This is a genomic window from Methylobacterium sp. Leaf91 (assembly GCF_001422815.1).
Lineage (GTDB): Bacteria > Pseudomonadota > Alphaproteobacteria > Rhizobiales > Beijerinckiaceae > Methylobacterium.
Genome location: NZ_LMMP01000021.1, coordinates 1 through 23,768, shown reverse-complemented (window position 1 = coordinate 23,768; position 23,768 = coordinate 1). Strand labels below are relative to the sequence as shown.

The following is a 23,768-nucleotide window of genomic DNA, read 5'->3' as shown; positions in this document are numbered from 1 at the left end:
GGGGGCCTTGTCGATCTGGTCGTAGGCCGTGAACGTCGCGCCACCCGACTCCGCCAGGACCTTCGTGATCGCAGCCGTCAGCGACGTCTTGCCGTGGTCAACGTGACCAATCGTGCCAATGTTGCAGTGCGGCTTGGTGCGGGCAAATTTCTCTTTGGCCATCGTAGCCTCCGTAATCTCAGTGTTTCAGGTGATGCTGCTGCGGTCCGGAAAAGGCGGGAAGCCTTAAGCGTACTTCGCGACGACCTTCTCGGCCTCGCCGCGCGGCACCTCTTCGTAATGGTCAAACTGCATCGTGAAGTTCGCGCGGCCCTGGGAGAAGGAGCGCAGCTGGTTCACGTAGCCGAACATGTTGGCAAGCGGCACCATCGCGTTGATGACGTTCGCATTGCCGCGCATGTCCTGGCCCTGGATCTGGCCACGGCGGGAATTCAGATCGCCGATCACCGAACCGGTATATTCTTCCGGCGAGACGACCTCGACCTTCATGACCGGCTCGAGCAGGACCGATCCGCCCTTCTGGAGAGCTTCACGGAGCGCCGCACGAGAGGCGATTTCGAAGGCCAGGGCCGACGAGTCGACATCGTGATAGGCGCCGTCGATCAGCTCGACCTTGATGTCCACGACCGGGAAGCCGGCGAGGATGCCGGCGCCGAGCACCGAGTTGAGACCCTTTTCGACGCCCGGGATGTATTCCTTGGGCACCGTGCCGCCGATGATCTTCGAGGAGAACTCGAAGCCCTTACCCGGCTCGTTCGGCTCGACCACAAACTTCACCCGAGCGAACTGACCGGTACCACCGGTCTGCTTCTTGTGGGTGTAGTCGATCTCGGTGCGCTTCGTGAGCTTCTCACGATACGCCACCTGCGGCTGGCCGATGTTCGCGTCGACCATGTAGGTACGGCGCAGGATGTCGACCTTGATGTCGAGGTGGAGCTCGCCCATCCCGCGAAGGATGGTCTGGCCCGATTCCTGGTCCGTGGAAACGCGGAAGGACGGATCCTCAGCAGCGAGCTTGGCAAGAGCAATGCCCAGCTTCTCCTGATCGGCCTTGGACTTCGGCTCCACCGCGATCTCGATGACGGGCTCGGGGAACTCCATCTTCTCGAGGATGACGGCATCCTTCGGGTCGCACAGCGTATCGCCGGTACGAGTTTCCTTGAGACCAGCCAGAGCCACGATGTCGCCGGTGAAGGCTTCCTTCACGTCTTCGCGGTTGTTGGCGTGCATGAGAAGCATGCGGCCGACACGCTCCTTCTTGTCGCGCGACGAGTTGATGACGTTGGCGCCAGACTCGACCTTGCCCGAATAGACACGGCAGAACGTGATCGTGCCGACATGCGGGTCGTCCATGATCTTGAACGCCAGCATCGAGAAAGGATCGCTGTCGGACGGATGACGAACGGTCTCTTCTTCGGTCTTGAAGTCGAGGCCCTTGATCTCGCCGCGATCGGCGGGAGACGGAAGGTAGTCGACGACGGCGTCGAGCAGGGGCTGAACGCCCTTGTTCTTGAAGGCCGAGCCACAGAGCACGGGGTGGAAGGCGCGACGCTGGACTGCGGTGCGCACGAGGCGATGCATCGTCTCGGCATCCGGCTCGACACCGTCGAGATAGGCCGACATGGCATCGTCATCCATCTCGACGCAGGCTTCGACGAGCTTGATCCGGTATTCGGCAGCCTGATCGGCGAGGTCGGCCGGGATCTCGGTCTCCGAGAAATCCGCACCGAGCTTCTCGGACGTCCAGACGATGGCCTTCATCTTGATCAGGTCGATGACGCCCTTGAAGGTCGTCTCGGCGCCGATCGGAAGCTGGAGGCAAACGGGCTTGCCGGCGACGCGGTCGATGATGTCGGCGACGCATTTGAAGAAGTCGGCGCCGATCTTGTCCATCTTGTTGACGAACACGACACGCGGAACGTCGTACTTGTCAGCCTGACGCCAGACGGTCTCTGTCTGGGGCTCGACGCCCTGGTTGCCGTCAAGCACGCAAACGGCGCCGTCGAGGACGCGCAGCGAGCGCTCCACTTCGATGGTGAAGTCCACGTGGCCGGGGGTGTCGATGATGTTCAGGCGCTTGTCGCGCCAGAAGCAGGTGGTCGCAGCGGAGGTGATCGTGATGCCACGCTCCTGCTCCTGCGTCATCCAATCCATCGTCGCGGCGCCGTCATGGACTTCGCCGATCTTATGGGACTTACCGGTGTAGTAGAGGATCCGCTCAGTGGTCGTGGTTTTTCCAGCATCAATGTGAGCCATGATGCCGAAATTACGGTAGTCCTCGATCGCATGCGTGCGGGGCATCGGATTGCTCCTGAAAGGGTCCGGGGCCGCTTACCAGCGGTAGTGCGAGAAGGCGCGGTTGGCTTCAGCCATCCGGTGCGTGTCTTCCCGCTTCTTGACCGCGTTGCCACGGTTATTCGCGGCATCGAGGAGTTCGGCCGAGAGGCGCTCGACCATGGTGCGGTCGTTGCGGCCACGGGCGGCCTGGATGAGCCAACGGATCGCCAGAGCCTGACGACGCTCGGTACGGACTTCGACGGGGACCTGGTAGGTCGCGCCGCCGACGCGACGGGACCGCACTTCGATCGCCGGAGCGACGTTCTCGAGAGCGGCGCGGAACACCTCGATCGGGTTCGCACGGGCGCGGTTCTCGACGATGTCGAACGCGCCGTACACGATGCCCTCGGCGATCGACTTCTTGCCCTCGTACATGATGGAATTCATGAACTTGGTGAGCACGATGTCGCCGTACTTGGCGTCCGGGATGATCTCACGCTTTTCAGCAGAATGGCGGCGGGACATCGCTCGCTCCGTCTATAAATCAAGGTCTTGAAACCACCCCGCGCAGGCCGCCTGAACCTCGTCGAGGTCGGCGACATCCTTACGGGATGAGCGAAATTCTTACTTCGGACGCTTGGCGCCGTACTTGGAGCGGCGCTGCTTACGACCCTTGACGCCCTGCGTGTCGAGCACGCCGCGCAGGATGTGGTAGCGAACGCCGGGAAGATCCTTCACGCGGCCGCCGCGGATCATGACCACGGAGTGCTCTTGAAGGTTGTGACCTTCGCCGGGGATGTACCCGATGACTTCGAAACCGTTGGTCAGACGGACCTTGGCGACCTTACGGAGAGCCGAGTTCGGCTTCTTCGGCGTCGTCGTGTAGACGCGGGTGCAAACGCCACGCTTCTGCGGGCAAGCGTCGAGCGCCGGCACCTTGTTGCGGCTCTTCTGCGCTTTACGCGGCTGAGCGATCAGCTGGTTGATCGTCGGCATACTCTGCCCTCTTCATTCGGACCGCTTAGGCGCGATCCCATGTTCGGCTTCACGATGCAGCCCGTTTCCGAGCTGTCGCGGATCTCGATAAGAAGATCCGCAAAACGAATATGCGCCATGGATCGGTGAGGACCCGTGGCGCGTGTTCGGCAGAGGATCACGCCTTACGACGCGCTCGTACCTACTGATCTGACAAGGACGTCAGTCGATGTGAGTGCCGGAACCGGATTAGCGATTGTCTTTCGGCCCGAGGGTCGCGACTCGCTATGTCCTGCTGTTGTGCCGGAGTGGCGTGCTTCTATGCGGGGGACGGCGGAACGTCAATCCCGAAGCGCGATAAAGTTTGGTCTGACCGGCGGTTAACGCCCGATTATTATATGGTTTTGGAGTTCTGCGCCAGGACGAGGCGATCCAGGGCGGTGTCACGGTCTCGGATCAACCTGCCGATCAGCTGGGCGGAGTCCTGGATGGCGGTTCACGTGCGGTGGATGGGTCCTGGTGGGCTGTCGGATGAGGCCGCACAGATGCTGCGATTCGTTGAGGTGCGGCCGGTACCGGGGAGCTCTCTCCGGTCCGAAGGCGGTGTTGCGAAATAAGAAGGGGCGGCCATCGCTGGCCGCCCCTTGTCTCGTTTGAAGGCTACGCGGAGATCACTCAGCGGCCGGCGGCAGCTCGCTGAGGGGCTGGGCGCCACTCTCGGCGGCCTTCTGCTGAAGGATCATGGCATCGCGACGCCGCGCCACGGCGCGGATGTCGGCTGCCATGGAGCCCGTACCGGCCGGAATGAGCGAGCCGACGATGACGTTCTCCTTGAGACCCTCGAGATGGTCGATCTTGCCGTTGACGGCCGCCTCGGTGAGCACGCGGGTGGTTTCCTGGAACGAGGCCGCCGAGATGAACGACTTCGTCTGCAGGGACGCCTTGGTGATGCCGAGCAACACCGGCACACCCACGACGGGCTTCTTGTTCTCGGCGAGCAGCTTCTCGTTGATGTCCGCGAGTTCCGTCCGGTCGATCTGGTCGCCCGTCAGGATCTCCGAATCGCCGCCATCGGTGATTTCCACCTTCTGCAGCATCTGACGGACGATCACCTCGATGTGCTTGTCGTTGATGGACACGCCCTGGAGCCGGTAGACCTCCTGGATCTCGTTGACGAGGTAGGCAGCGAGCTCCTCCACGCCCTTGATCGCCAGGATGTCGTGCGGCGCCGGGTTGCCGTCGACGATGTAGTCGCCGAGCTCCACGACGTCGCCGTCTTGGAGGTGGATGTGCTTGCCCTTCGGGATCAGGTACTCGACCGCATCCGAACCGTCATGCGGAGTCAGCGTTAGGCGACGCTTGTTCTTGTAGTCGCGCCCGAACTGAATCGTGCCCGACTTCTCCGCAATGATCGCCGCGTCCTTCGGACGACGGGCCTCGAACAGCTCCGCCACCCGCGGCAGACCGCCGGTGATGTCGCGGGTCTTGGCCGAGTCGGTGGAGACACGAGCGAGGATGTCGCCGGCCTTCACCGTGCCGCCCGGGTCGTAGCCGATGATGGCGTCGACTGGGAGGAAGTAGCGGGCGTCCGAGCCGCGCGGCAGCTTCATCGGCTTGCCGTCCTGGTCGAGGACCAGCATGGCCGGCTTGAGGTCTGCCGTACGGGCCGTACCACGCCAGTCGATGACGACGCGCTTGGCGATGCCGGTCGACTCGTCGGTGGTCTCGGTGATCGACTGGCCGTCGATCAGATCCTCGTAGGCCACGATACCGTCGGTCTCGGTGATGATCGGACGGGTATAGGGGTCCCACTCGGCGATGCGCTGGCCACGCTTGACCTTGTCGCCCTCGTCGACCCGCAGTCGTGCGCCGTATTGCAGGCGGTGGACCGCGCGTTCCGCTCCATCGGTACCGACGATGACCACAGCCACGTTACGACCTGTGGCGATGAGATCGCCATCGGTGTTGCGGGCGAGGGCACGGTTGCGGATCTTGATCGTGCCTTCGAAGCTCGACTCGATGAAGGACGAATCCGCGATCTGCGCCGCACCGCCGATGTGGAAGGTACGCATGGTGAGCTGGGTGCCCGGCTCGCCGATGGACTGCGCCGCGATGACGCCGACGGCCTCGCCCATGTTGACGGGCGTTCCACGGGCGAGATCGCGTCCGTAGCAGGTGGCGCAGACGCCGCTCTTGGTGGCGCAGACGAGCACCGAGCGAATCTTCACCTCCTGGATACCGGCCGCCTGGATGGCGGGCAGGTGCTTCTCCTCGATCGTCTCGTTGGTCTTGACGATGACCGTACCGTCCTGCGCCACGAGATCTTCGGCCGTGGCGCGGCCGAGGATGCGGATCGAGAGCGGAGCCACGACCTGGCCGGCATCGACGATGGCGCGCATCTTGATGCCGTTGGTGGTGCCGCAATCGACCTCACGAATGACGGCGTCCTGTGCCACGTCGACGAGGCGGCGGGTCAGGTAACCGGAATTCGCGGTCTTCAAGGCGGTGTCGGCGAGGCCCTTACGGGCTCCGTGCGTCGAGTTGAAGTACTCGAGAACGTCCAAGCCTTCTTTGAAGTTCGAGATGATCGGGGTCTCGATGATTTCGCCCGAGGGCTTGGCCATGAGGCCGCGCATCGCGGCGAGCTGCTTCATCTGCGCCGGCGAACCACGGGCACCGGAATGGCTCATCATGTAGATCGAGTTGATCTGCTTGTCGGCGCCGTTCTCGTCCTTCTGCACCGTGGAGATGCGCAGCATCATCTCGGCGGCGAGCTTGTCCGAGCACTTGGCCCAGGCATCCACCACCTTGTTGTACTTCTCGCCCTGAGTGATCAGGCCGTCATTGTACTGCTGCTCGTAGTCCTTCACCAGCGCGCGGGTGTCGTCCACGATCGGCCACTTGTTGTCCGGCACGACCATGTCGTCCTTGCCGAACGAAATGCCGGCCTTGAACGCGTGGTTGAAGCCGAGCGCCATGATGCGATCACAGAAGATCACCGATTCCTTCTGACCGCAGTGGCGGTAGACGGTGTCGATCATCGCGGAGATCTCCTTCTTCGTCATCAGCTTGTTGACGACGTCGTAGGGGACCTTCTTGTGCAGCGGCAGGGCCGTGGACAGGATCACGCGACCGGGTGTCGTGTCGTAGGTCTGGGTCAGCGGCTCGCCATCGGGGCCGATGCCGTTCCACCGCCAGCGGATCTTCGAGTGCAGCTTCACGGTGTTGGCCGCGAGTGCGTGCTCGAGCTCGCCGATGGTGCCGAAGACACCCTGCATCGGGTTCTTCTTGTTGGTCGGGTCGAAGGCGCCGATGGCGCCCTCGGCGACGATCGACAGGTAGTACAGGCCGAGCACGATATCCTGCGACGGCACGATGATCGGCTGACCGTTTGCCGGGTGCAGGATGTTGTTGGTCGACATCATCAGCACGCGCGCTTCGAGCTGGGCTTCCAGCGAGAGCGGGACGTGGACGGCCATCTGGTCGCCGTCGAAGTCGGCGTTGAAGGCGGCGCAGACGAGCGGGTGAAGCTGGATTGCTTTACCCTCGATCAGCTTGGGCTCGAACGCCTGGATGCCGAGGCGGTGGAGCGTCGGCGCGCGGTTGAGCATCACCGGGTGTTCGCGGATAACCTCATCGAGGATATCCCAGACCTCCGGCTTCTCCTTCTCGACGAGCTTCTTGGCCTGCTTGACGGTGGCCGAGAAACCCTTGGCGTCGAGGCGCGCGTAGATGAAGGGCTTGAACAGCTCCAAGGCCATCTTCTTCGGCAGGCCGCACTGGTGCAGCTTGAGCTCCGGGCCCACCACGATGACCGATCGGCCGGAATAGTCGACGCGCTTGCCGAGCAGGTTCTGGCGGAAGCGGCCCTGCTTGCCCTTGAGCATGTCGGCGAGCGACTTCAGCGGACGCTTGTTGGCACCCGTGATGACGCGGCCGCGGCGGCCGTTGTCGAACAGCGCATCCACCGCTTCCTGAAGCATGCGCTTCTCGTTGCGGATGATGATGTCGGGCGCACGCAGTTCGATCAGCCGTTTCAGGCGGTTGTTGCGGTTGATGACGCGACGGTAGAGGTCGTTCAGATCGGACGTGGCGAAGCGGCCGCCATCCAGGGGGACGAGCGGGCGCAGGTCCGGCGGGATCACCGGAACGACGGTGAGGATCATCCATTCGGGCTTGTTGCCCGACATCTGGAAAGCCTCGATGATCTTCAGGCGCTTGAGAAGCTTCTTGGGCTTCAGCTCGGAGGTCGTGGTGGCGATCTCTTCGCGCAGCGAGTTCGCGATCCCGTCGAGATCGAGCTCCTGCAGGATGCGCCGGATGGCCTCGGCGCCGATCATGGCGGTGAAGCTGTCCTCACCGTACTCTTCCTGCGCGCGCAGGTACTCTTCCTCGGAGAGGAGCTGACGTTCCTTGAGGGGGGTGAGGCCTGGCTCGATGACGCAGTAGGATTCGAAGTAGAGGATGCGCTCGAGGTCCTTGAGCGCCATGTCGAGCAGCAGGCCGATGCGGCTCGGCAGCGACTTCAGGAACCAGATATGGGCGACGGGCGCGGCCAGCTCAATATGGCCCATGCGGTCACGCCGGACGCGCGCGAGGGTGACCTCGACGCCGCACTTCTCACAGATGACGCCCTTGTACTTCATGCGCTTGTACTTGCCGCACAAGCACTCGTAATCCTTGATCGGTCCAAAGATGCGCGCGCAGAACAGGCCGTCACGCTCGGGCTTGAACGTACGGTAGTTGATCGTCTCGGGCTTCTTGATCTCGCCGAAGGACCACGAAAGGATCTTTTCGGGTGAGGAGATCGAAATCTTGATCTGGTCGAAGCTCTGAGGCTGAGCCTGCTGGTTGAAAAGATTCATGACCTCTTGGTTCATGATCTGCTCCTGAGCTGACGGGCTGCACCCTCCGCCGAGGGGATGACCACGTGCTGAAATCGATGAGGCGCTGCGACCGGCCGGGTCGCCGCTGGCCTTCGTCCGTCGAGAGGCGCTTCCCCTCCCCGCTCGAACCGCGCCGGCTCACGGTGAGCCGGCGCGGGAGCGTATCGTGGGTCTTACTCGGCTGCCTCGGCGGGCGGGTCGAGCTGGTCGTTCGCGAGCTTCTTGGAGGAGGTGAGCTCCACGTTGAGGCCGAGCGAACGCATTTCCTTGACGAGCACGTTGAAGGACTCGGGGATGCCGGCCTCGAAGGTATCGTCGCCACGGACGATGGCCTCGTAGACCTTGGTGCGGCCGGCGACATCGTCCGACTTCACCGTGAGCATCTCCTGCAGCGTGTAGGCCGCGCCGTAGGCCTCCAGAGCCCAGACCTCCATCTCGCCGAAGCGCTGGCCGCCGAACTGCGCCTTACCGCCCAGCGGCTGCTGGGTGACGAGGGAGTACGGACCGATCGACCGAGCGTGGATCTTGTCGTCCACGAGGTGGTGGAGCTTCAGCATGTAGATGTAGCCCATCGTCACCTTGCGGTCGAAAGGCTCACCCGTACGCCCGTCATAGAGCGTCGACTGTGCCGAGCGGTCGAGCCCGGCCATCTCCAGCATCGTCTCGATGTCGGCTTCCTTGGCGCCGTTGAACACCGGAGTGGCCATCGGCACGCCACGGCGTACGTTGTTGGCCGCCTCCGCCATGTCCTCGTCCGACAAACCTTCGAGCTCCGACGGCGAGTAGATCGCCTCCATCTCCGCCTTGAGGGGCGCGATGTCGTTGCTGCGGAGGTAGGCGTCCACGGCGAGCCCGACCTTACGGCCGAGACCGGCGGCAGCCCAGCCCAGATGCGTCTCCAGGATCTGACCGACGTTCATGCGCGACGGCACGCCGAGCGGGTTGAGCACGATGTCGGCATGCGTTCCGTCTTCGAGGAACGGCATGTCTTCGATCGGCACGATCCGCGACACGACACCCTTGTTGCCGTGACGGCCGGCCATCTTGTCGCCCGGCTGGATCTTGCGCTTCACCGCAACGAAGACCTTGACCATCTTCATCACGCCGGGGGGCAACTCGTCGCCGCGCTGCAGCTTCTCGACCTTGTCGAGGAAGCGCTGCTCGAGGCGCTTCTTCGACTCGTCGTACTGCTTCTGCATCGCTTCCATCTCGGTCATGAGACGGTCGTCGACAACGGCGAACTGCCACCATTGCGAGCGCGGGTACTCGTTCAGGAGCTCACGGCTGAGCGTGGTCTCCTTCTTGAAGCCCTTCGGACCCGCGATCGGCGACTGGCCGATCAGGACGCCGGCGAGACGGGCGTAGGTGTTGCGGTCGAGGATCGCCTGCTCGTCGTCACGATCCTTGGCGAGACGCTCGATCTCTTCGCGCTCGATGGCCTGGGCGCGCTCGTCCTTGTCGACGCCGTGGCGGTTGAACACCCGGACTTCGACGATCGTGCCGGTCACGCCCGGGGGAACCCGGAGCGAGGTGTCGCGCACGTCGGAGGCCTTCTCGCCGAAGATGGCGCGGAGGAGCTTCTCCTCCGGCGTCATCGGGCTCTCGCCCTTCGGGGTGATCTTGCCGCACAGGATGTCGCCCGCATGGACCTCGGCGCCGATATAGACGATGCCGGCTTCGTCGAGGTTCTTCAGCGCCTCTTCCGAGACGTTGGGGATGTCGCGGGTGATTTCTTCCGGACCGAGCTTGGTGTCTCGGGCCATCACCTCGAACTCCTCGATATGGATCGAGGTGAACACGTCATCCTTCACGATCCGCTCGGAGAGCAGGATCGAGTCCTCGAAGTTGTAGCCGTTCCACGGCATGAACGCGACGAGCACGTTCCGGCCGAGTGCCAGCTCGCCGAACTCCGTCGACGGACCATCGGCGATGATCTCGCCCTTCTTCACCTGCTCGCCCACGCGGACCAGCGGCTTCTGCGTGATGCAGGTCGACTGGTTGGAGCGCTGGAACTTCTGCAGGCGGTAGATGTCGACGCCGGGCTTGTTGGCATCGGCCTCTTCGGTGGCGCGGATGACGATACGGGTCGCATCGACCTGATCGACGATGCCGGAGCGGCGCGCTGCGATGGCGGCACCCGAATCGCGGGCGACCACGGCTTCCATGCCGGTGCCGACAAACGGCGCGTCGGCGCGGACCAGCGGCACCGCCTGGCGCTGCATGTTCGAGCCCATCAAAGCGCGGTTCGCATCGTCGTTCTCGAGGAACGGGATGAGTGCGGCAGCTACCGAGACGAGCTGCTTCGGCGACACGTCCATGAGGTCGACGCGGTCCGGCGGCACAACGATGACGTCGCCGGCCCGACGGCAGACCACGAGGTCTTCCGTCAGCTTGAAGCTCTCGTCCATCTGGGCGTTGGCCTGGGCGACGTAGTACTTCGCCTCTTCCATCGCCGAGAGGTAGGAAACCTCCTTCGTGACCACGCCGTCCTTCACGCGACGGAACGGGGTCTCGATGAAGCCGTACTTGTTCACCCGCGCGAAGGTGGCGAGCGAATTGATGAGACCGATATTCGGACCTTCCGGCGTCTCGATCGGGCAGATGCGGCCGTAATGGGTCGGGTGCACGTCGCGCACCTCGAAGCCGGCGCGCTCACGGGTGAGCCCGCCCGGGCCAAGCGCCGAGAGGCGACGCTTATGCGTCACTTCCGAGAGCGGATTGGTCTGATCCATGAACTGCGACAGCTGCGACGAGCCGAAGAACTCACGCACCGCGGCCGCTGCCGGCTTCGCGTTGATGAGGTCCTGCGGCATCACCGTGTCGATATCGACTGAGGACATACGCTCCTTGATGGCGCGCTCCATGCGGAGAAGACCCAGGCGGTACTGGTTCTCCATGAGCTCGCCCACCGAACGCACACGGCGGTTGCCGAGGTGATCGATGTCGTCGATCTCGCCCTTGCCGTCGCGCAGGTCCACCAGCGCCTTGACGACCGCGAGCATGTCCTCGCGGCGCAGGGTGCGCACGGTATCCTCGGCATCGAGGTCGAGACGCATGTTCATCTTCACGCGACCGACGGCCGAGAGGTCGTAGCGCTCGGAATCGAAGAACAGCGAGTGGAACATCGCCTCTGCCGTGTCGAGCGTCGGCGGCTCGCCGGGACGCATGACGCGGTAGATGTCGAACAGCGCGCCTTCGCGGGATGAGTTCTTGTCCACGGCGAGGGTGTTGCGGATGTAGGGACCGACATTGACGTGGTCGATGTCGAGGACGGGAAGCTCGGAAACGCCGACCTCTTCCAGGCTCTTGAGGAGCTTGTCGGAGATTTCGTCGCCGGCCTCGGCCCAGATCTCGCCGGTCTTCGCATTGACCAGATCTTCTGCGATGTACTGGCCGATCAGGTCTTCGTCGGTGGCCTTCAGGAACTGGACACCGCGCTCGCTGATCTGGCGGGCGTTGCGGGCGTTGAGCTTCTTGCCGGCTTCGAGGACGACTTCGCCCGAATCAGCGTCGACGAGATCGACGGAGGCCTTGAAGCCCTTCAGACGGTCGGCATCGAACGGCACGCGCCATTCGGCGCCGTCGCGATCGTAGATGACGCGGTTGTAGAAGGTGGAGAGGATCTCCTCGCCGTCGAGGCCGAGGGCGAACAGCAGCGACGTCGCCGGAAGCTTGCGCTTACGGTCGATACGCACATGCACGATGTCCTTGGCGTCGAACTCCACATCGAGCCACGAGCCGCGATAGGGGATGATGCGCGCGGCGAAGAGCAGCTTGCCCGAGGAATGGGTCTTGCCCTTGTCGTGGTCGAAGAACACGCCTGGCGAGCGGTGCATCTGCGAGACGATGACGCGCTCGGTGCCGTTGACGATGAAGGTGCCGTTCTCCGTCATCAGGGGCATGTCGCCCATGTAGACGTCCTGCTCCTTGATGTCCTTGACGGACTTGGCACCGGTATCCGGGTCCACATCGAACACGATGAGGCGCAGCGTCACCTTGAGCGGAGCCGCGAAGGTGATGCCACGCTGGCGACACTCGTCGACATCGTATTTCGGCTGCTCGAACGTGTACTTCACGAATTCGAGGAGGGCCGTCGCCGAAAAGTCGGAGATCGGGAAGACCGACTTGAAAACGGTCTGCAGGCCTTCGTCGCCCCGTCCGCCTTCCGGCTCGTCCATCATCAGGAACTGGTCGTAGGACGCCTTCTGAACCTCGATGAGGTTCGGCATCTCGGCGACTTCCTTGATCTTGCCGAAAAACTTGCGAATGCGCTTGCGACCGACCAGCGTGTTGGCCATGGGTGACCTCGCTCCTACGTCCCGCGTACCGGGTGCCCGGGGAAGGCTTTATGCCTCCCGCGACCAGGCGATGAACCTGTCCCGCCGGACGAAGCCCACCCGAAATGAATGCCGCCGGTCCGTTCCAGGACCGCCCGGTCGCTTGAAGCGACCTTAGCCCACGGGTCGGAGACCCGCGGGCGTCGGTGCCGGCCGGCCCCGAAGGGACCGACCGGAAGTGACGGGCCTGATTTGGCCCATCGGCAACTTACTTGAGCTCGACCTTGGCGCCGGCCTTCTCGAGCTGGGCCTTGAGCTTCTCGGCCTCTTCCTTGTTGACGGACTCCTTGACAGCCTTCGGAGCGCCCTCGACGAGGTCCTTGGCTTCCTTGAGGCCGAGGCCGGTGATCGCGCGGACCTCCTTGATGACCTCGATCTTCTTGTCGCCAGCGGCGGTCAGGAGAACCGTGAACTCGGTCTGCTCCTCGACGACGGCGGCCGGGCCGGCGGCCGGGCCGGCAACGGCGACGGCAGCGGCGGCGGAGACGCCCCACTTCTCTTCGAGGAGCTTGGCGAGGTCGGCGGCTTCGAGAACGGTCAGCGAGGACAGGTCGTCGACGAGCTTGGCAAGATCAGCCATGGTGATGTTCCTTTAGATGTCGGTTTGAACGGGTGATGAGGGAAGGGCGATGCGGCCTCAGGCCGCTTCGTCCTGAGCCGCGTCCTTGGTGGCATAGGCTCCGAACACGCGAGCCAGCTTGGCAGCCGGTGCGCTGACGACCTGGGCGATCTTGGTCGCGGGAGCCTGGATGAGGCCCACGATCTTGCCGCGCAGTTCGTCGAGGGACGGGAGCGACGCAAGCGCCTTCACACCGTCCGGGTTCAGAGCGGTCGTTCCCATGGCGCCGCCGAGGATCACGAGCTTGTCGTTACCCTTGGCGAAGTCCACCGCAACCTTCGCAGCCGCGACCGGATCGCTCGAATAAGCGAGCAGGGTCGGGCCCTTCAGGAGGGGCTTGATGGAGGCGACGTCCGTGCCATCGAGAGCGATGTTGGCGATGCGGTTCTTGGTGACCTTCACGGTGGCACCGGCCTGCTTCATCTGCGCGCGCAGCTTCTGCATCTCGGCGACCGTGAGGCCCTTGTAGTGGGCCACGACGACGACGGACGTGTTCGCAAACACGCCGTTGAGCGTCGAGACGAGATCAGCTTTGGCTGTCCTGTCCACTGGGGCTCTCTCCGGTTGGCGGGGCCCCCTCAAGGAGGGTCCGCCGGTTGCACATGCCGCCCGGAACGGAACTCGGCTCAGCGAGAAGCCGGAACGTCCTGGACGACGCTTCACGGCCCTGTCCCCTGACATCCTCCGGAACGGTGGACGGCACGGGCGAGATGGTTCAAACCGATACCTGCCTGCGCCGCGAATCGCGGTGCCGATAGGGTGTTGAATTCGGTCTTCCCCGTCTGTGCAGGCTGGGGAATTAAGCCGGTTGCCCGGCGCCTGCAGTCTCGGACAGGACATGGCCGGACGAGGCTTGAAGGAGCTGCTCGCCCCTTAAAGCCTTCCGGCCATTATCGCCTGGTTGCCCAGGCGAATTCGCATGTCGGATATCGACCGATTGGTCGAATCCTTTCAAAGTGTGAAATACGTGGAGCGGGGTCTATAGGCCCTAGCAAGCGCCCTGCCAAGTGCCCGAGATGAAGAAATCCGCTTCGCATGTACGATTTTGGTTGACGGGATTTTCTCCCGCCTGTTCGGCGGGAGCATCTTCGGGCGCGTACGGAAGTCCCTATGTCGGCAGGAACTTACGCGCGGCCTGCCACCAGGGCGTCCGGGCATTCTCCAGCTTCTGCTCGGCCTTGGCCGCGTAGAACGAGGCGTTATGTTCGCCGCGCAGGGCTTCGCGGGTGAAGCGGATCAGGTGGTGGGCGACGAATCCCATGTTGAAGACCGCCTCGATCTGTCCGCGCTTCAAGGCATGGCCGGCCGCGCGCCAGAATACGCCGCGGTAATCGGACAGGATGCCCACGCGCAGGGCGATGTTGAAACCGAGCACGAGACCGCGGCGGAGATTGGTCCGCGTGAGCTTGCCCCTGGTGGGCGTCTTGATCCGGTGCGGATAGGTCCGTTCCACCTGATAGCGGAAGCGCGCGAACAGGTTCTCCGGCTCGTAGGCATGGGCGATGGCCCGGCGCCAGCTCGCCACCACATCGTCGTGCGGACGCTTGAACAGGACGTTGGATTCCAGCGCCGCGTCATGGGTGAGACGTCCCTCGCGGGTCAGCCGGTCCCAGAGCGGCGTCTTCGGCAGGGCCTGCAGCAGGTTCATCGTCAGCACCGGCACCGCCGACTTGTCGACGAAGTCGATGAGCTTCTGTTCCGAGCCGTCCGTTTCGGTGTCGAGGCCGAGGATGATGCCCGATGTCACTTCGAGGCCGAAGCTGTTGAGCGTCTCGATGGCCTCGTACATCGGCACGGCGGCATTGTGCTTCTTGTCGATGCCCGCCAGCGCGTCCTCTTCCGGCGTCTCGATGCCGACGAAGACGGTCATGAAGTTCGCCTGCCGCATCAGCTCGAGGATGTCGGGCTGCTTGGCCATGTTCAGAGTCGCCTCGCAGGCGAACTGAAGCGGGTAATGGTTCTTCTTCTGCCACTCCACGAGGTGGGGCAGCATGTCCTTCGTCGCCTTGCGGTTGCCGATGAAATTGTCGTCGACGAAGTACACGACGGCCGGATGGCCCGGCTGGGAGATGATCGCATCGAGCTCGCCGAGCATCTGCTCGGGAGTCTTCAGGCGGGGCTGACGGCCGTAGAGCTGCGGGATATCGCAGAACTCGCAGCGATAGGGGCAGCCGGACGAGAATTGCAGGGAGCCGATGAGGTAGCGCTTGAGGGGAGCGGCCTCGTAGGCAGGCGCCGGGAAATCGGAGAGCGGCAGACGCTCCTTGGTTTCGAGGCGAACTTGGCTCGCCGGGATGGACACGTCGCGGTCGAGGATCGACACGAGTTCGTCGGTGGCGTCGCCGATCTCGCCGATATGGAGATAGTCGAACTCGGGATATTGCTCGGGAGATCCGGAGACCGAAGGGCCGCCGAGCGCCGTCACCTTACCGGCCGCATGCGCCCGAGCGTAGATGTCCCGGATCTGGGGTGCCTGGATGTGCATGCCCGATACGAACACCGCATCGGCCCAGGCGAAATCGTCCGGCCCGGCCCGTTTGATGTTCTCGTCGATGAACCGGTACTCCCATTCCTCCGGCATGTAAGCCGCGATGAGGAGCAGGCCCTGAGGCGGCATGAACGCCTTTACCCCACCCATTAACGGGTAGGCGTGGGCGAAAGTCCCGAAGGACGGCGTGTATGCGGGAAAGACGCACAGGATGCGTCGTTTCGAGGTGACGGAGAGGGTGCATCGCATGGCGGCATACCTAGCACAGACAGGTGCGAAGGCGTCACCCTCGCATGTTGATTTCTTTGCCCTTTCCAGGGCGGGTTTTGATCGTGCCCAAGCCGGAGCCGTGACGTTCGCGCGCGTTTGACGCAGCCTCGAACGGGCCGCGTCGATTCAAGCGTGCGATGCGACTGTCCGGCATCGGCCGGTAAGCTTCGAATGGCCCGGAGAGCCTATTCCACCACGGCTTCGTCACCATCGAGGACGAGGCGCCGCAATGTCCGGAGAGCGCTGTCCAGACGCGCGAAAGGTGGCGAGCCGAGGGCGAGGCGCACCCCATTCTCCGGCGTCGAGGTCCCGACGGCGAAGGCGCTGGCGGGGGATACCGCGACACCGTTGCGCGCCGCGGCAGCCGCATAGCGTTCGGCGCTCCAATGGGAGGGCAACGAGAGCCAGAGGTGGAAGGCTCTCGGGTCACCCCGCACGTCGAGGCCCGCCAATGCTTCCCTGGCGGCATGCTGGCGCGCGGTCGCGTCCGCCCGCTTGGCGGTCTCGATCCGCCTCGCGGTTCCGTCGTCGATGAGGTGGAGTGCCATCGCCAGGGGAAGGCCGCTCGCCGTCCAGGCTCCCGTGCGGATCGCGGCGCCGAGCCGCTGCACCAAACCGGAGGGCGCCGCGACGAAGCCCAGGCTCAGGCCGGGAGCCAGCCGTTTCGACAGGCTGTCGATGAGGATCACGCGGTCCGGTGCCAGGGCCGCCAAGGGTTCCTCGTCACACAGGAAGCCGTAGACGGAATCCTCGATACAGATGAGGTCGTGCCGGTGGAGGGCCGACGCTACGGCGCGCCGCCGTTCCGCGCTCATGCTCTGGCCGAGGGGGCTTTGCAGGACGGGCTGCAGATAGAGGGCCCGCATAGGCTTCTCCCCATGCGCTCGCTCGATGGCATCGGGGGTCACCCCCTCCGCATCCATCGGTAGGGCGACGAGCTCGATACCGAGGCGGTGCGCGAGGCCTTTGACGATGGGATAGGTCATGGCCTCCACCCCGATCCGGTCGCCGGGTTGGGCCAGCGCCGCTATGGCCGCAGCGATGCCCTGACGTCCCGTCCCGGTGAAGAGGACGGTTTCGGGATCGGCCGACCACCCTCCCCGCGCGAAGAAACCGGCCGCCTTGGCTCGCGCCGGCCCGGCCGCACCCGGCCTGACGGGTGGGAACGTGGCCTGAATCCGAGCCGGATCGAGAAGAGGCTTGAGGCTGGCGGCGAGATCCGCCGCTTGATGGGGCAGGATGGAGAAGACGTGTTCGAGATTGACGAGGCCGCCTTCCGCCTCTCGTTCGCCTGCCGCGTCCGGCTCCGCGTTGCGGATGAACGTACCGCGGCCGACTTCTCCGGTGACGAGCCCGCGCCGCGTGAGCTCCGCATAGACTCGACTGGCGGTAGAGACGGCGATCCCACGCTCGTATGCGAATTGCCGTTGCGTCGGCATCCGGCTTCCCGGGGCCATGCGCCCCTGCGCGATATCCGCAGCGATCCCGTCCGAAATTATCCGGTAGTCGGCCAAGCTCATATTGCTCCGAGTGCAATGTATTGATTGATTCGATTCAAATTCGGATCAATGACGAGTTGCGAGCGAATGGAGCCCCATCGAAATGCCGAACCGCGATACTCTAGGGCCGATCCTAAGTCCCGATCCGAAGGTCGCTTTCCTTCCTAGCCTAAGGACCTCTTCCGACCAAGCACAGAGGCAACTTTCACCTGGGCCCCTCGGGATCCTATCAATCTGGCTCAGGCGTTTCACCGGGAGGCGTACAATTCGGGAATTGACCTCGGAGCAAGTTAGAGAGCTCGATCTCGATCCGGTGGCCTTGCGCCTGGAAGCCGCGAAACCGTTCTGGCGTGCATGAACCTGAAGACAGCGTCGGAATCCGGGAGCAGGCTCGTGCCGACGGGTCGCAAAGCCCTCGGGCTACCGAGCGAGGAATCCTTCACGCTCAGGTCTCCGGCGCTGCAGGGTATCTCGGACTTGGTTCCGGGTAGCCGCGACGTCATCGGATTCATCGGCTTTCACGGACGGTTCAATGGCGAAGATAATCCCTGTCTTTTTAGGCTCGCATTGAAACCTATATTCCAACATCACGCAAATATTTGAAAAACCATTGTATTGATTCCGCTGGCGATCGGAAACACCATCATATTGTCAAGTTTCGGGGCATGGCCCGTGGTCGACGATACGACCCGGGCGGCACGGTCGACGGCCGAGCACAGCCCACCGCGACGCGACGACCTTATCCTCGCCGGAGCGCGCCCGTGTCCTTCAGAACCCTTCTTGCCGCTCGTATCGCGCTGGCCGCCTTGGCGTTGCCGACGATCGGGCATGTGGCGGCGCATGCCGCCGAACAGAAACAGGCCCAAACCAGCCCCCTCGTATCCACCGAGTGGCTTGAGGCCAACCTAAGCTCGCCGAAGCTGCGGATCGTCGAGGTCAGCGTGGAGCCGGCCGTGTACGAGCGCGGCCACATACCCAATGCGCAGAACGTTCTCTGGCACACGGATCTCGTGGAGACGGTGAGCCGCGACATCGCGGGACCGGACAAGTTCGCCGCTCTGATCCGCCGTCTCGGCATCGACCGCGACACCACGGTGATCCTTTACGGCGACAACAACAATTGGTTCGCCGCCTGGGGGGCTTGGGTGTTCGCGCAGTACGGTCTCGTCGATAACGTGAAGCTGCTCGATGGTGGCCGTAAGAAATGGGAGGCCGAGAAACGGCAGCTCAATACCCGCAGCCCCGACGTGGCCGCCTCGGCTTTCCCCGTCACGCCGGTCTCGACGGGCCAGCGCGCCCGTCTCGCGGACGTGCTCGCCGTGGCGCGCAAGGAGCGGGACGAGACGATCCTCGACATTCGCTCGCCGGATGAGTTCTCGGGCAAGCTCATCGCGCCGGCAGGCGTGCAGGAACTCGCGATCCGGGCAGGGCACATCCCCGGTTCGGTGAACGTGCCCTGGGCCAAGGCCGTGAACCCGGACGGCACCCTGAAATCCGTGCCGGAGCTGAAGAAGCTCTACGCCGATGTGGGGATCGATGGGTCCAAGCCGGTCATCACCTCCTGCCGCATCGGCGAGCGCTCGAGCCATTCCTGGTTCGTGCTCAGCCGCGTCCTCGGCTACCCCGTGCGGAATTACGACGGTTCCTGGACGGAATACGGAAACGCCGTCGGCGTGCCGGTGGTGAACCTCGCCGGGACGGTGTGGTCGGGCAAGTGACGGCCTCGCCGATATCCGAACCTCCAGCGCCCGGTCCTTCGACCGGTCGTTCCCCCGTGCCGTTGCGGGTCGCGTCGGCGGCCCTGATCGGCGCGAGTATCCTGGCCGCCGCCTTGAATCTCTCCGGCGATCCCGGCAGCGGCCGGCTCGCGCTCTCGCTGACATTCGGAGCCCTGTTCGGCTTCGTGCTCCAGCGCTCGCGCTTCTGCTTCTTCTGCCTGTGGCGCGATCTGATCGACCGACGAGACCCGCGCGGCGCCCTCGGCATCCTCGCCGCGCTCGCCGTCGGCACGGTCGGCTACGCTGTCGTGCTGGGGGCATGGCTGCCCGATCCGAGTGGGGTGCGGCTGCCGCCAGACGCCCATATCGGTCCCGTCGGGCCGATTCTCGCCCTTGCCGGTGCCGCCTTTGGAGCAGGCATGGCGATCTCAGGCTCTTGCATCGGCGCTCATCTCTACCGCCTCGGCGAGGGATCTCCCACGGCACCGTTCGCCCTGGTCGGAACAGCCCTGGGCTTCGTCCTCGGCTTTCTCACCTGGAACACGCTCTATCTCGCCAGCATTTCGGAGGCGCCCGTCATCTGGCTGCCCCAGCATCTCGGCTATGCCGGCAGCCTCGTCCTCACTCTCGCGGTCCTGGCGGCTCTCGCGGTGCCTCTTCTGCGGTGGCTGCCGCCCGCCGATGCGGCGCCATCGAGGCGCGTCGCGCCGCTGCTTGCCGTCTTCGTCGAGCGTTGGCCGACCTGGCTCGGCGGACTCGCTGTCGGCGCTCTCGGAACCTTGGCGTATCTCAGGGTCGGCCCCCTCGGCGTCACCGCCGAGATTGGCGGACGGGCGAGGCAGGCCGCTGCCGGGCTCGATCTCCTGCCCACGCGCCTCGAAGGGCTCGACGGGTTTCGTGGCTGCGCCACCGCCATCCGCGATGCGATCCTGACGCCGAACGGGGTATTCATCGCGGGGCTCGTCGCGGCGTCCCTGGCCGCTGCTCTGGCGGCGGGGGAGTTCCGCCCCGCCCTGCCGACGCGGGGCCAGGCCGTGCGCGGTCTCGTCGGCGGCCTTCTCCTCGGCTGGGGCGCCATGACCGGTCTCGGCTGCAGCGTCGGAACGTTGCTATCGGGAATCATGGCCGGAGCCGCATCCGGATGGGTCTTCGGCGCGGCGATGTTCGCCGGCCTCACCGCGACGCTTCTCGCTGGCCGGCGTCTGAAGCTTCTCGCTTAGACAAAAAAAACGCCCGGCCATGACGGCCGGGCGTTTCCTATTTTCGTGAGGTGACTACCGATCAGGCGGTCAGCACGGTCGACGGCTCGACCTTCACACCGGGGCCCATCGACGACGTGACGGCGATGCGCTGGATGTAGGTGCCCTTGGCGCCGGCCGGCTTGGCCTTGGCCACCGCGTCGGCGAACGCCTTGATGTTCTCGACGAGCTTGGTCTCGTCGAAGGAGACCTTGCCGATGCCGGCATGGACGATGCCAGCCTTCTCGACGCGGAACTCCACCGAGCCGCCCTTGGCGCCGGCGACCGCGGACTTCACGTCCATGGTGACGGTGCCGACCTTCGGGTTCGGCATCAGGCCGCGCGGGCCGAGCACCTTGCCGAGACGACCGACGAGCGGCATCAGGTCCGGGGTCGCGATGCAGCGGTCGAACTCGATCTTGCCGCTCTGGACGATCTCGAGCAGATCCTCTGCGCCGACGATGTCGGCACCGGCTGCCTTGGCCTCGTCGGCCTTGGCGCCGCGGGCGAACACCGCCACCCGCACGGTACGGCCGGAGCCGTTCGGCAGGTTGCAGACGCCGCGGACCATCTGGTCGGCGTGGCGCGGGTCGACGCCGAGGTTCATCGAGATCTCAACGGTCTCGTCGAACTTGGCGCTGGCCTTCTGCTTCACCAGGGCGATCGCCTCGGCGATCGGGTAGAGCTTGAGCGCGTCGATGCCCTCGCGGGCGGCGCGGATGCGCTTGCCTTCATGTGCCATTGTGCCCTCCCCCTTAAGCGACGACGTCGAGGCCCATGGCCCGCGCGGAGCCACGGATCATGGCGACGGCGGCGTCAACCGAGTCGCAGTTCAGGTCGGGCATCTTCTTCTCGGCGATCTCGCGAAGCTGAGCTTCGGTGACCTTGCCCACCGTCGGGCCCTTGCCCGGAGTCTTGGAGCCGGAAGCCGGCTTCTTGCCGATCTTCAGACCGGCAGCCTTCTTCAGGAAGAAGGTGACCGGCGGCTGCTTCATCTCGAAGGTGAAGGAGCGGTCCTGATACGCCGTGATGACGACCGGGATCGGGGTGCCCTTCTCGATCTGAGAGGTCTTCGCGTTGAAGGCCTTGCAGAATTCCATGATGTTGAGGCCGCGCTGACCGAGCGCGGGACCGATGGGCGGCGACGGGTTCGCGGCGCCGGCCGGAACCTGAAGCTTCACGTAGCCCGTGATCTTCTTTGCCATAGGGACTGCTCCCAAATGTAGCCCGTCGCCCGGCTGCCTCGAGCACGGACGATACGAGCGGTTGCAGGTCGCGGTGCGATCCGTGGATCCCGGCGGCAAACCGGGCGGACCTCCCGCGGGTTATGACGAACGCGAATCGCGGACGGCGAGGAGGCTTTGCCTACCTTCGCCATCCGCCTTTCGTCATTCGCCTGACGATCAGACCTTCTCGACCTGAGCGTATTCGAGTTCCACCGGAGTGGCGCGACCGAAGATCGACACGGCGACCTTGAGGCGCGAACGGCTCTCGTCGATTTCCTCGACGGTGCCGTTGAAGGATGCGAAGGGACCGTCGGAGACACGAACGGTCTCGCCGATCTCGAAGGAGATCGAAGGCTTGGGACGATCGACGCCCTCGGCGACCTGCCCCTTGATACGCTCCGCCTCGGAATCGGGAATCGGGACCGGCTTCGACTTGTCGGCGCCGAGGAAGCCCGTGACCTTCGGGGTGTTCTTGATGAGGTGGTAGACTTCGTCGGTGAGGTCGCATTTCACCAGGACGTAGCCCGGGAAAAACTTGCGCTCGGCATCGACCTTGCGGCCGCGGCGAACCTCGACGACCTTCTCGGTCGGAACCATGACCTCGTCGAACAGCTCCATCAGCCCGCGCTGCGCCGCCTGATCCTTGATGGACTGCGCGACCTTGTTCTCGAAATTCGAGTAGGCGTGGACGATGTACCAGCGTTTCGACACGGTTCTCACCAAATCCTGACGTCGGCCTGCCCGGTCGCGACGACGCGCCCAGGAAGACTCAGTTGTTCTAGGCGCCGACCCCGAGGATCAGGGTCACGATGTAGCGCAGTGCCTGGTCCACGACGGTGAAGAAGATGCTCGCCGCCACCACCATGATGAACACCATGATCGTCGTCACGGTAGTCTCCTTGCGGCTCGGCCACGTGACCTTGCGGCCCTCGTCGCGCACCTGGGACAGGAACTCGGCCGGGCCGACGCGCTTGGGCGCGGGCCGCACGGGCGGAGTGCCCCGAGGCGGCGTCGGCGTGGCGGCGCCGCGCTGCGGAGTGCGCGCCAGATCCGCCTTCTTCGTTGCTTCGTTCGATGCCATTGATGCCAACAACAGGGAAAATCGGCCCTGACCGGAAAGCGGACCGGTGCGGAGGCTCTGGTCGAAGCCCGCACCGAACACATTTACCGATCTCGGAATGCGAACGCTCTAGCGCAAGTCCCGGGTCTTGTCGACCGTCGCGGACATGTCGACAGAAAGCTGGAGACACGCTCCGGTTCGACATTCCCGATGGGAGGCCGATCCGGCATTGCGCTTAAGGAAAACACTGGCAGGAGTGGAGGGACTCGAACCCGCAACCTCCGGTTTTGGAGACCGGCGCTCTGACCAGTTGAGCTACACTCCTACGCGGGACGCTCAATGCCCGATCATTTCCGTCGGCGCAAGAGCCCAAGGCGTGCCGCCGCCGAAATTGCGATGGTACAGCTGTCACGGCTCCTCGAACCGGCCAAGATAGGCTGGCGGCACATGCCCGACGAGCCAGACACCGTTGTCCGCACGGTAGAAATGCGTGCCGGCCTGCCACATGCTCTGCGCCGCGACGGTGAGGACGGCTGGTTTCCCGTGCCGCCGGCCGACGCGGCGGGCGGTTTCCGCCTCGGAGGAGAGATGGACGTGGTTCCTCGCGCCGGGCCTGAGGCCGTCGGCCAGGATGGCCGGAACCGCATGGATCGCGGTGCCATGGAACAGGATGGGCGGCGGTTTACAGGGAGCGAGATCCAGGGTCACCTCGACGGAATGCCCCTGGGCCGCCCTAATCCGCGAACCGTCCGGCGACAGGGTGAAGCGTTTCTTGTCACTCGTGGCGACGATCTCGTCGAGGGTAACGCGATCGATGGCTGTCCCGGATCGGAGGGCGGCCGCAAGCAGGGTGTCGATGTCGACCCACCCCTGACGATCCAGGGTGATCCCGATCGCATCCGGGGCATGCCGCAGCACGTAGCTGAGAAACTCGCTGGTTTCCTTGCTCACGACGGGCTCCTGTTTCCCGGTGGCGTTCGCTCAAAACAAAAGAGCCGGCGCGAAGCCGGCTCTTTCGAACATTACAGGTGGGGCGAGCCGCGTCGCCGAAACGGCGCGGCTCTCCGCATTCTCAGTCGTTGATGGCTGCGACGACGCCTGCGCCGACGGTGCGACCGCCTTCACGGATGGCGAAGCGGAGCTTCTCTTCCATGGCGACGGGGACGATGAGGGTG

At 64.4% G+C, this 23,768-nt stretch carries 17 protein-coding genes, 1 tRNA gene and 1 pseudogene; 2 read left to right on the top strand and 17 right to left on the bottom strand.

What is annotated here, in order from left to right; all coding sequences use genetic code 11:
* The 10 genes from ASF32_RS24635 to ASF32_RS14585 form a co-directional block, all read right to left on the bottom strand.
* Window positions 1-162, bottom strand: a 162-nt coding sequence (locus tag ASF32_RS24635; protein WP_244472289.1) for a GTP-binding protein, incomplete at its 3' end; no start/stop codon positions are given.
* Between the two features lie 63 nt (window positions 163-225).
* Window positions 226-2,301 carry an elongation factor G gene (gene fusA, locus ASF32_RS14625; protein WP_018044232.1) on the bottom strand — a complete coding sequence of 692 codons (2,076 nt, stop codon included), beginning with the start codon at window positions 2,299-2,301 and terminating at the stop codon, window positions 226-228.
* 30 nt (window positions 2,302-2,331) lie between these two features.
* Window positions 2,332-2,802 (bottom strand): 30S ribosomal protein S7, encoded by a 471-nt coding sequence (gene rpsG, locus ASF32_RS14620; RefSeq protein ID WP_018044233.1) that lies wholly within the window; start codon window positions 2,800-2,802, stop codon window positions 2,332-2,334.
* Between the two features lie 99 nt (window positions 2,803-2,901).
* Window positions 2,902-3,273: a 30S ribosomal protein S12 gene (gene rpsL / locus ASF32_RS14615; protein WP_018044234.1), complete on the bottom strand. Its 372-nt coding sequence runs from the start codon at window positions 3,271-3,273 to the stop codon at window positions 2,902-2,904.
* A 650-nt stretch (window positions 3,274-3,923) separates the two neighbouring features.
* Window positions 3,924-8,132 carry a DNA-directed RNA polymerase subunit beta' gene (rpoC, locus tag ASF32_RS14610; RefSeq protein WP_056429692.1) on the bottom strand — a complete coding sequence of 1,403 codons (4,209 nt, stop codon included), beginning with the start codon at window positions 8,130-8,132 and terminating at the stop codon, window positions 3,924-3,926.
* Between the two features lie 179 nt (window positions 8,133-8,311).
* Window positions 8,312-12,436 (bottom strand): DNA-directed RNA polymerase subunit beta, encoded by a 4,125-nt coding sequence (gene rpoB / locus ASF32_RS14605; RefSeq protein WP_056429690.1) that lies wholly within the window; start codon window positions 12,434-12,436, stop codon window positions 8,312-8,314.
* 247 nt (window positions 12,437-12,683) lie between these two features.
* Window positions 12,684-13,055: a 50S ribosomal protein L7/L12 gene (gene rplL / locus ASF32_RS14600; RefSeq protein WP_018044238.1), complete on the bottom strand. Its 372-nt coding sequence runs from the start codon at window positions 13,053-13,055 to the stop codon at window positions 12,684-12,686.
* Window positions 13,056-13,112: 57 nt separating this feature from the next.
* Window positions 13,113-13,643, bottom strand: a complete 531-nt coding sequence (gene rplJ / locus ASF32_RS14595; protein WP_056429688.1) for a 50S ribosomal protein L10 — start codon at window positions 13,641-13,643, stop codon at window positions 13,113-13,115.
* Between the two features lie 559 nt (window positions 13,644-14,202).
* Window positions 14,203-15,831 (bottom strand): B12-binding domain-containing radical SAM protein, encoded by a 1,629-nt coding sequence (locus tag ASF32_RS14590; protein WP_056429685.1) that lies wholly within the window; start codon window positions 15,829-15,831, stop codon window positions 14,203-14,205.
* Window positions 15,832-16,037: 206 nt separating this feature from the next.
* On the bottom strand, window positions 16,038-17,372 hold the full coding sequence (locus ASF32_RS14585; protein WP_056429682.1) for a PLP-dependent aminotransferase family protein: 1,335 nt from the start codon (window positions 17,370-17,372) through the stop codon (window positions 16,038-16,040).
* 800 nt (window positions 17,373-18,172) lie between these two features.
* Here ASF32_RS14585 and ASF32_RS14580 point away from each other — a divergent pair.
* Window positions 18,173-19,069 (top strand): sulfurtransferase, encoded by an 897-nt coding sequence (locus tag ASF32_RS14580; protein WP_244478080.1) that lies wholly within the window; start codon window positions 18,173-18,175, stop codon window positions 19,067-19,069.
* 56 nt (window positions 19,070-19,125) lie between these two features.
* Window positions 19,126-20,289, top strand: a complete 1,164-nt coding sequence (locus ASF32_RS14575) for a YeeE/YedE thiosulfate transporter family protein (protein ID WP_056429677.1) — start codon at window positions 19,126-19,128, stop codon at window positions 20,287-20,289.
* A gap of 61 nt (window positions 20,290-20,350) precedes the next feature.
* Here ASF32_RS14575 and rplA read toward each other — a convergent pair whose 3' ends face one another.
* The 7 genes and pseudogenes from rplA to ASF32_RS24630 form a co-directional block, all read right to left on the bottom strand.
* Complete coding sequence (gene rplA, locus ASF32_RS14570) at window positions 20,351-21,049, bottom strand: 50S ribosomal protein L1 (protein WP_056429676.1); 699 nt, start codon at window positions 21,047-21,049, stop codon at window positions 20,351-20,353.
* A 13-nt stretch (window positions 21,050-21,062) separates the two neighbouring features.
* A complete protein-coding gene (gene rplK, locus ASF32_RS14565; RefSeq protein ID WP_018044245.1) occupies window positions 21,063-21,512 on the bottom strand; it encodes a 50S ribosomal protein L11 in 450 nt (149 codons plus the stop codon).
* Window positions 21,513-21,710: 198 nt separating this feature from the next.
* A complete protein-coding gene (gene nusG / locus ASF32_RS14560) occupies window positions 21,711-22,244 on the bottom strand; it encodes a transcription termination/antitermination protein NusG (protein ID WP_056429674.1) in 534 nt (177 codons plus the stop codon).
* A gap of 67 nt (window positions 22,245-22,311) precedes the next feature.
* A complete protein-coding gene (secE, locus tag ASF32_RS14555) occupies window positions 22,312-22,614 on the bottom strand; it encodes a preprotein translocase subunit SecE (RefSeq protein WP_056429694.1) in 303 nt (100 codons plus the stop codon).
* A 227-nt stretch (window positions 22,615-22,841) separates the two neighbouring features.
* Window positions 22,842-22,918, bottom strand: a tRNA-Trp gene (locus ASF32_RS14550).
* 83 nt (window positions 22,919-23,001) lie between these two features.
* Window positions 23,002-23,544, bottom strand: a complete 543-nt coding sequence (locus ASF32_RS14545; RefSeq protein ID WP_056429672.1) for an RNA 2'-phosphotransferase — start codon at window positions 23,542-23,544, stop codon at window positions 23,002-23,004.
* Between the two features lie 121 nt (window positions 23,545-23,665).
* Window positions 23,666-23,768 (bottom strand): annotated as a pseudogene (locus ASF32_RS24630) (elongation factor Tu); the annotation flags it as partial.

What these genes read in the sequence shown, in the direction of transcription:
- rplK (WP_018044245.1), bottom strand. Translation starts at nt 21,512, where the DNA reads ATGGCAAAGAAGATCACGGGCTACGTGAAGCTTCAGGTTCCGGCCGGC.
- rpoB (WP_056429690.1), bottom strand. Translation starts at nt 12,436, where the DNA reads ATGGCCAACACGCTGGTCGGTCGCAAGCGCATTCGCAAGTTTTTCGGC.
- ASF32_RS14590 (WP_056429685.1), bottom strand. Translation starts at nt 15,831, where the DNA reads ATGCGATGCACCCTCTCCGTCACCTCGAAACGACGCATCCTGTGCGTC.
- rpsL (WP_018044234.1), bottom strand. Translation starts at nt 3,273, where the DNA reads ATGCCGACGATCAACCAGCTGATCGCTCAGCCGCGTAAAGCGCAGAAG.
- rplL (WP_018044238.1), bottom strand. Translation starts at nt 13,055, where the DNA reads ATGGCTGATCTTGCCAAGCTCGTCGACGACCTGTCCTCGCTGACCGTT.
- ASF32_RS14585 (WP_056429682.1), bottom strand. Translation starts at nt 17,372, where the DNA reads ATGAGCTTGGCCGACTACCGGATAATTTCGGACGGGATCGCTGCGGAT.
- secE (WP_056429694.1), bottom strand. Translation starts at nt 22,614, where the DNA reads ATGGCATCGAACGAAGCAACGAAGAAGGCGGATCTGGCGCGCACTCCG.
- fusA (WP_018044232.1), bottom strand. Translation starts at nt 2,301, where the DNA reads ATGCCCCGCACGCATGCGATCGAGGACTACCGTAATTTCGGCATCATG.
- rpsG (WP_018044233.1), bottom strand. Translation starts at nt 2,802, where the DNA reads ATGTCCCGCCGCCATTCTGCTGAAAAGCGTGAGATCATCCCGGACGCC.
- rpoC (WP_056429692.1), bottom strand. Translation starts at nt 8,132, where the DNA reads ATGAACCAAGAGGTCATGAATCTTTTCAACCAGCAGGCTCAGCCTCAG.
- rplA (WP_056429676.1), bottom strand. Translation starts at nt 21,049, where the DNA reads ATGGCACATGAAGGCAAGCGCATCCGCGCCGCCCGCGAGGGCATCGAC.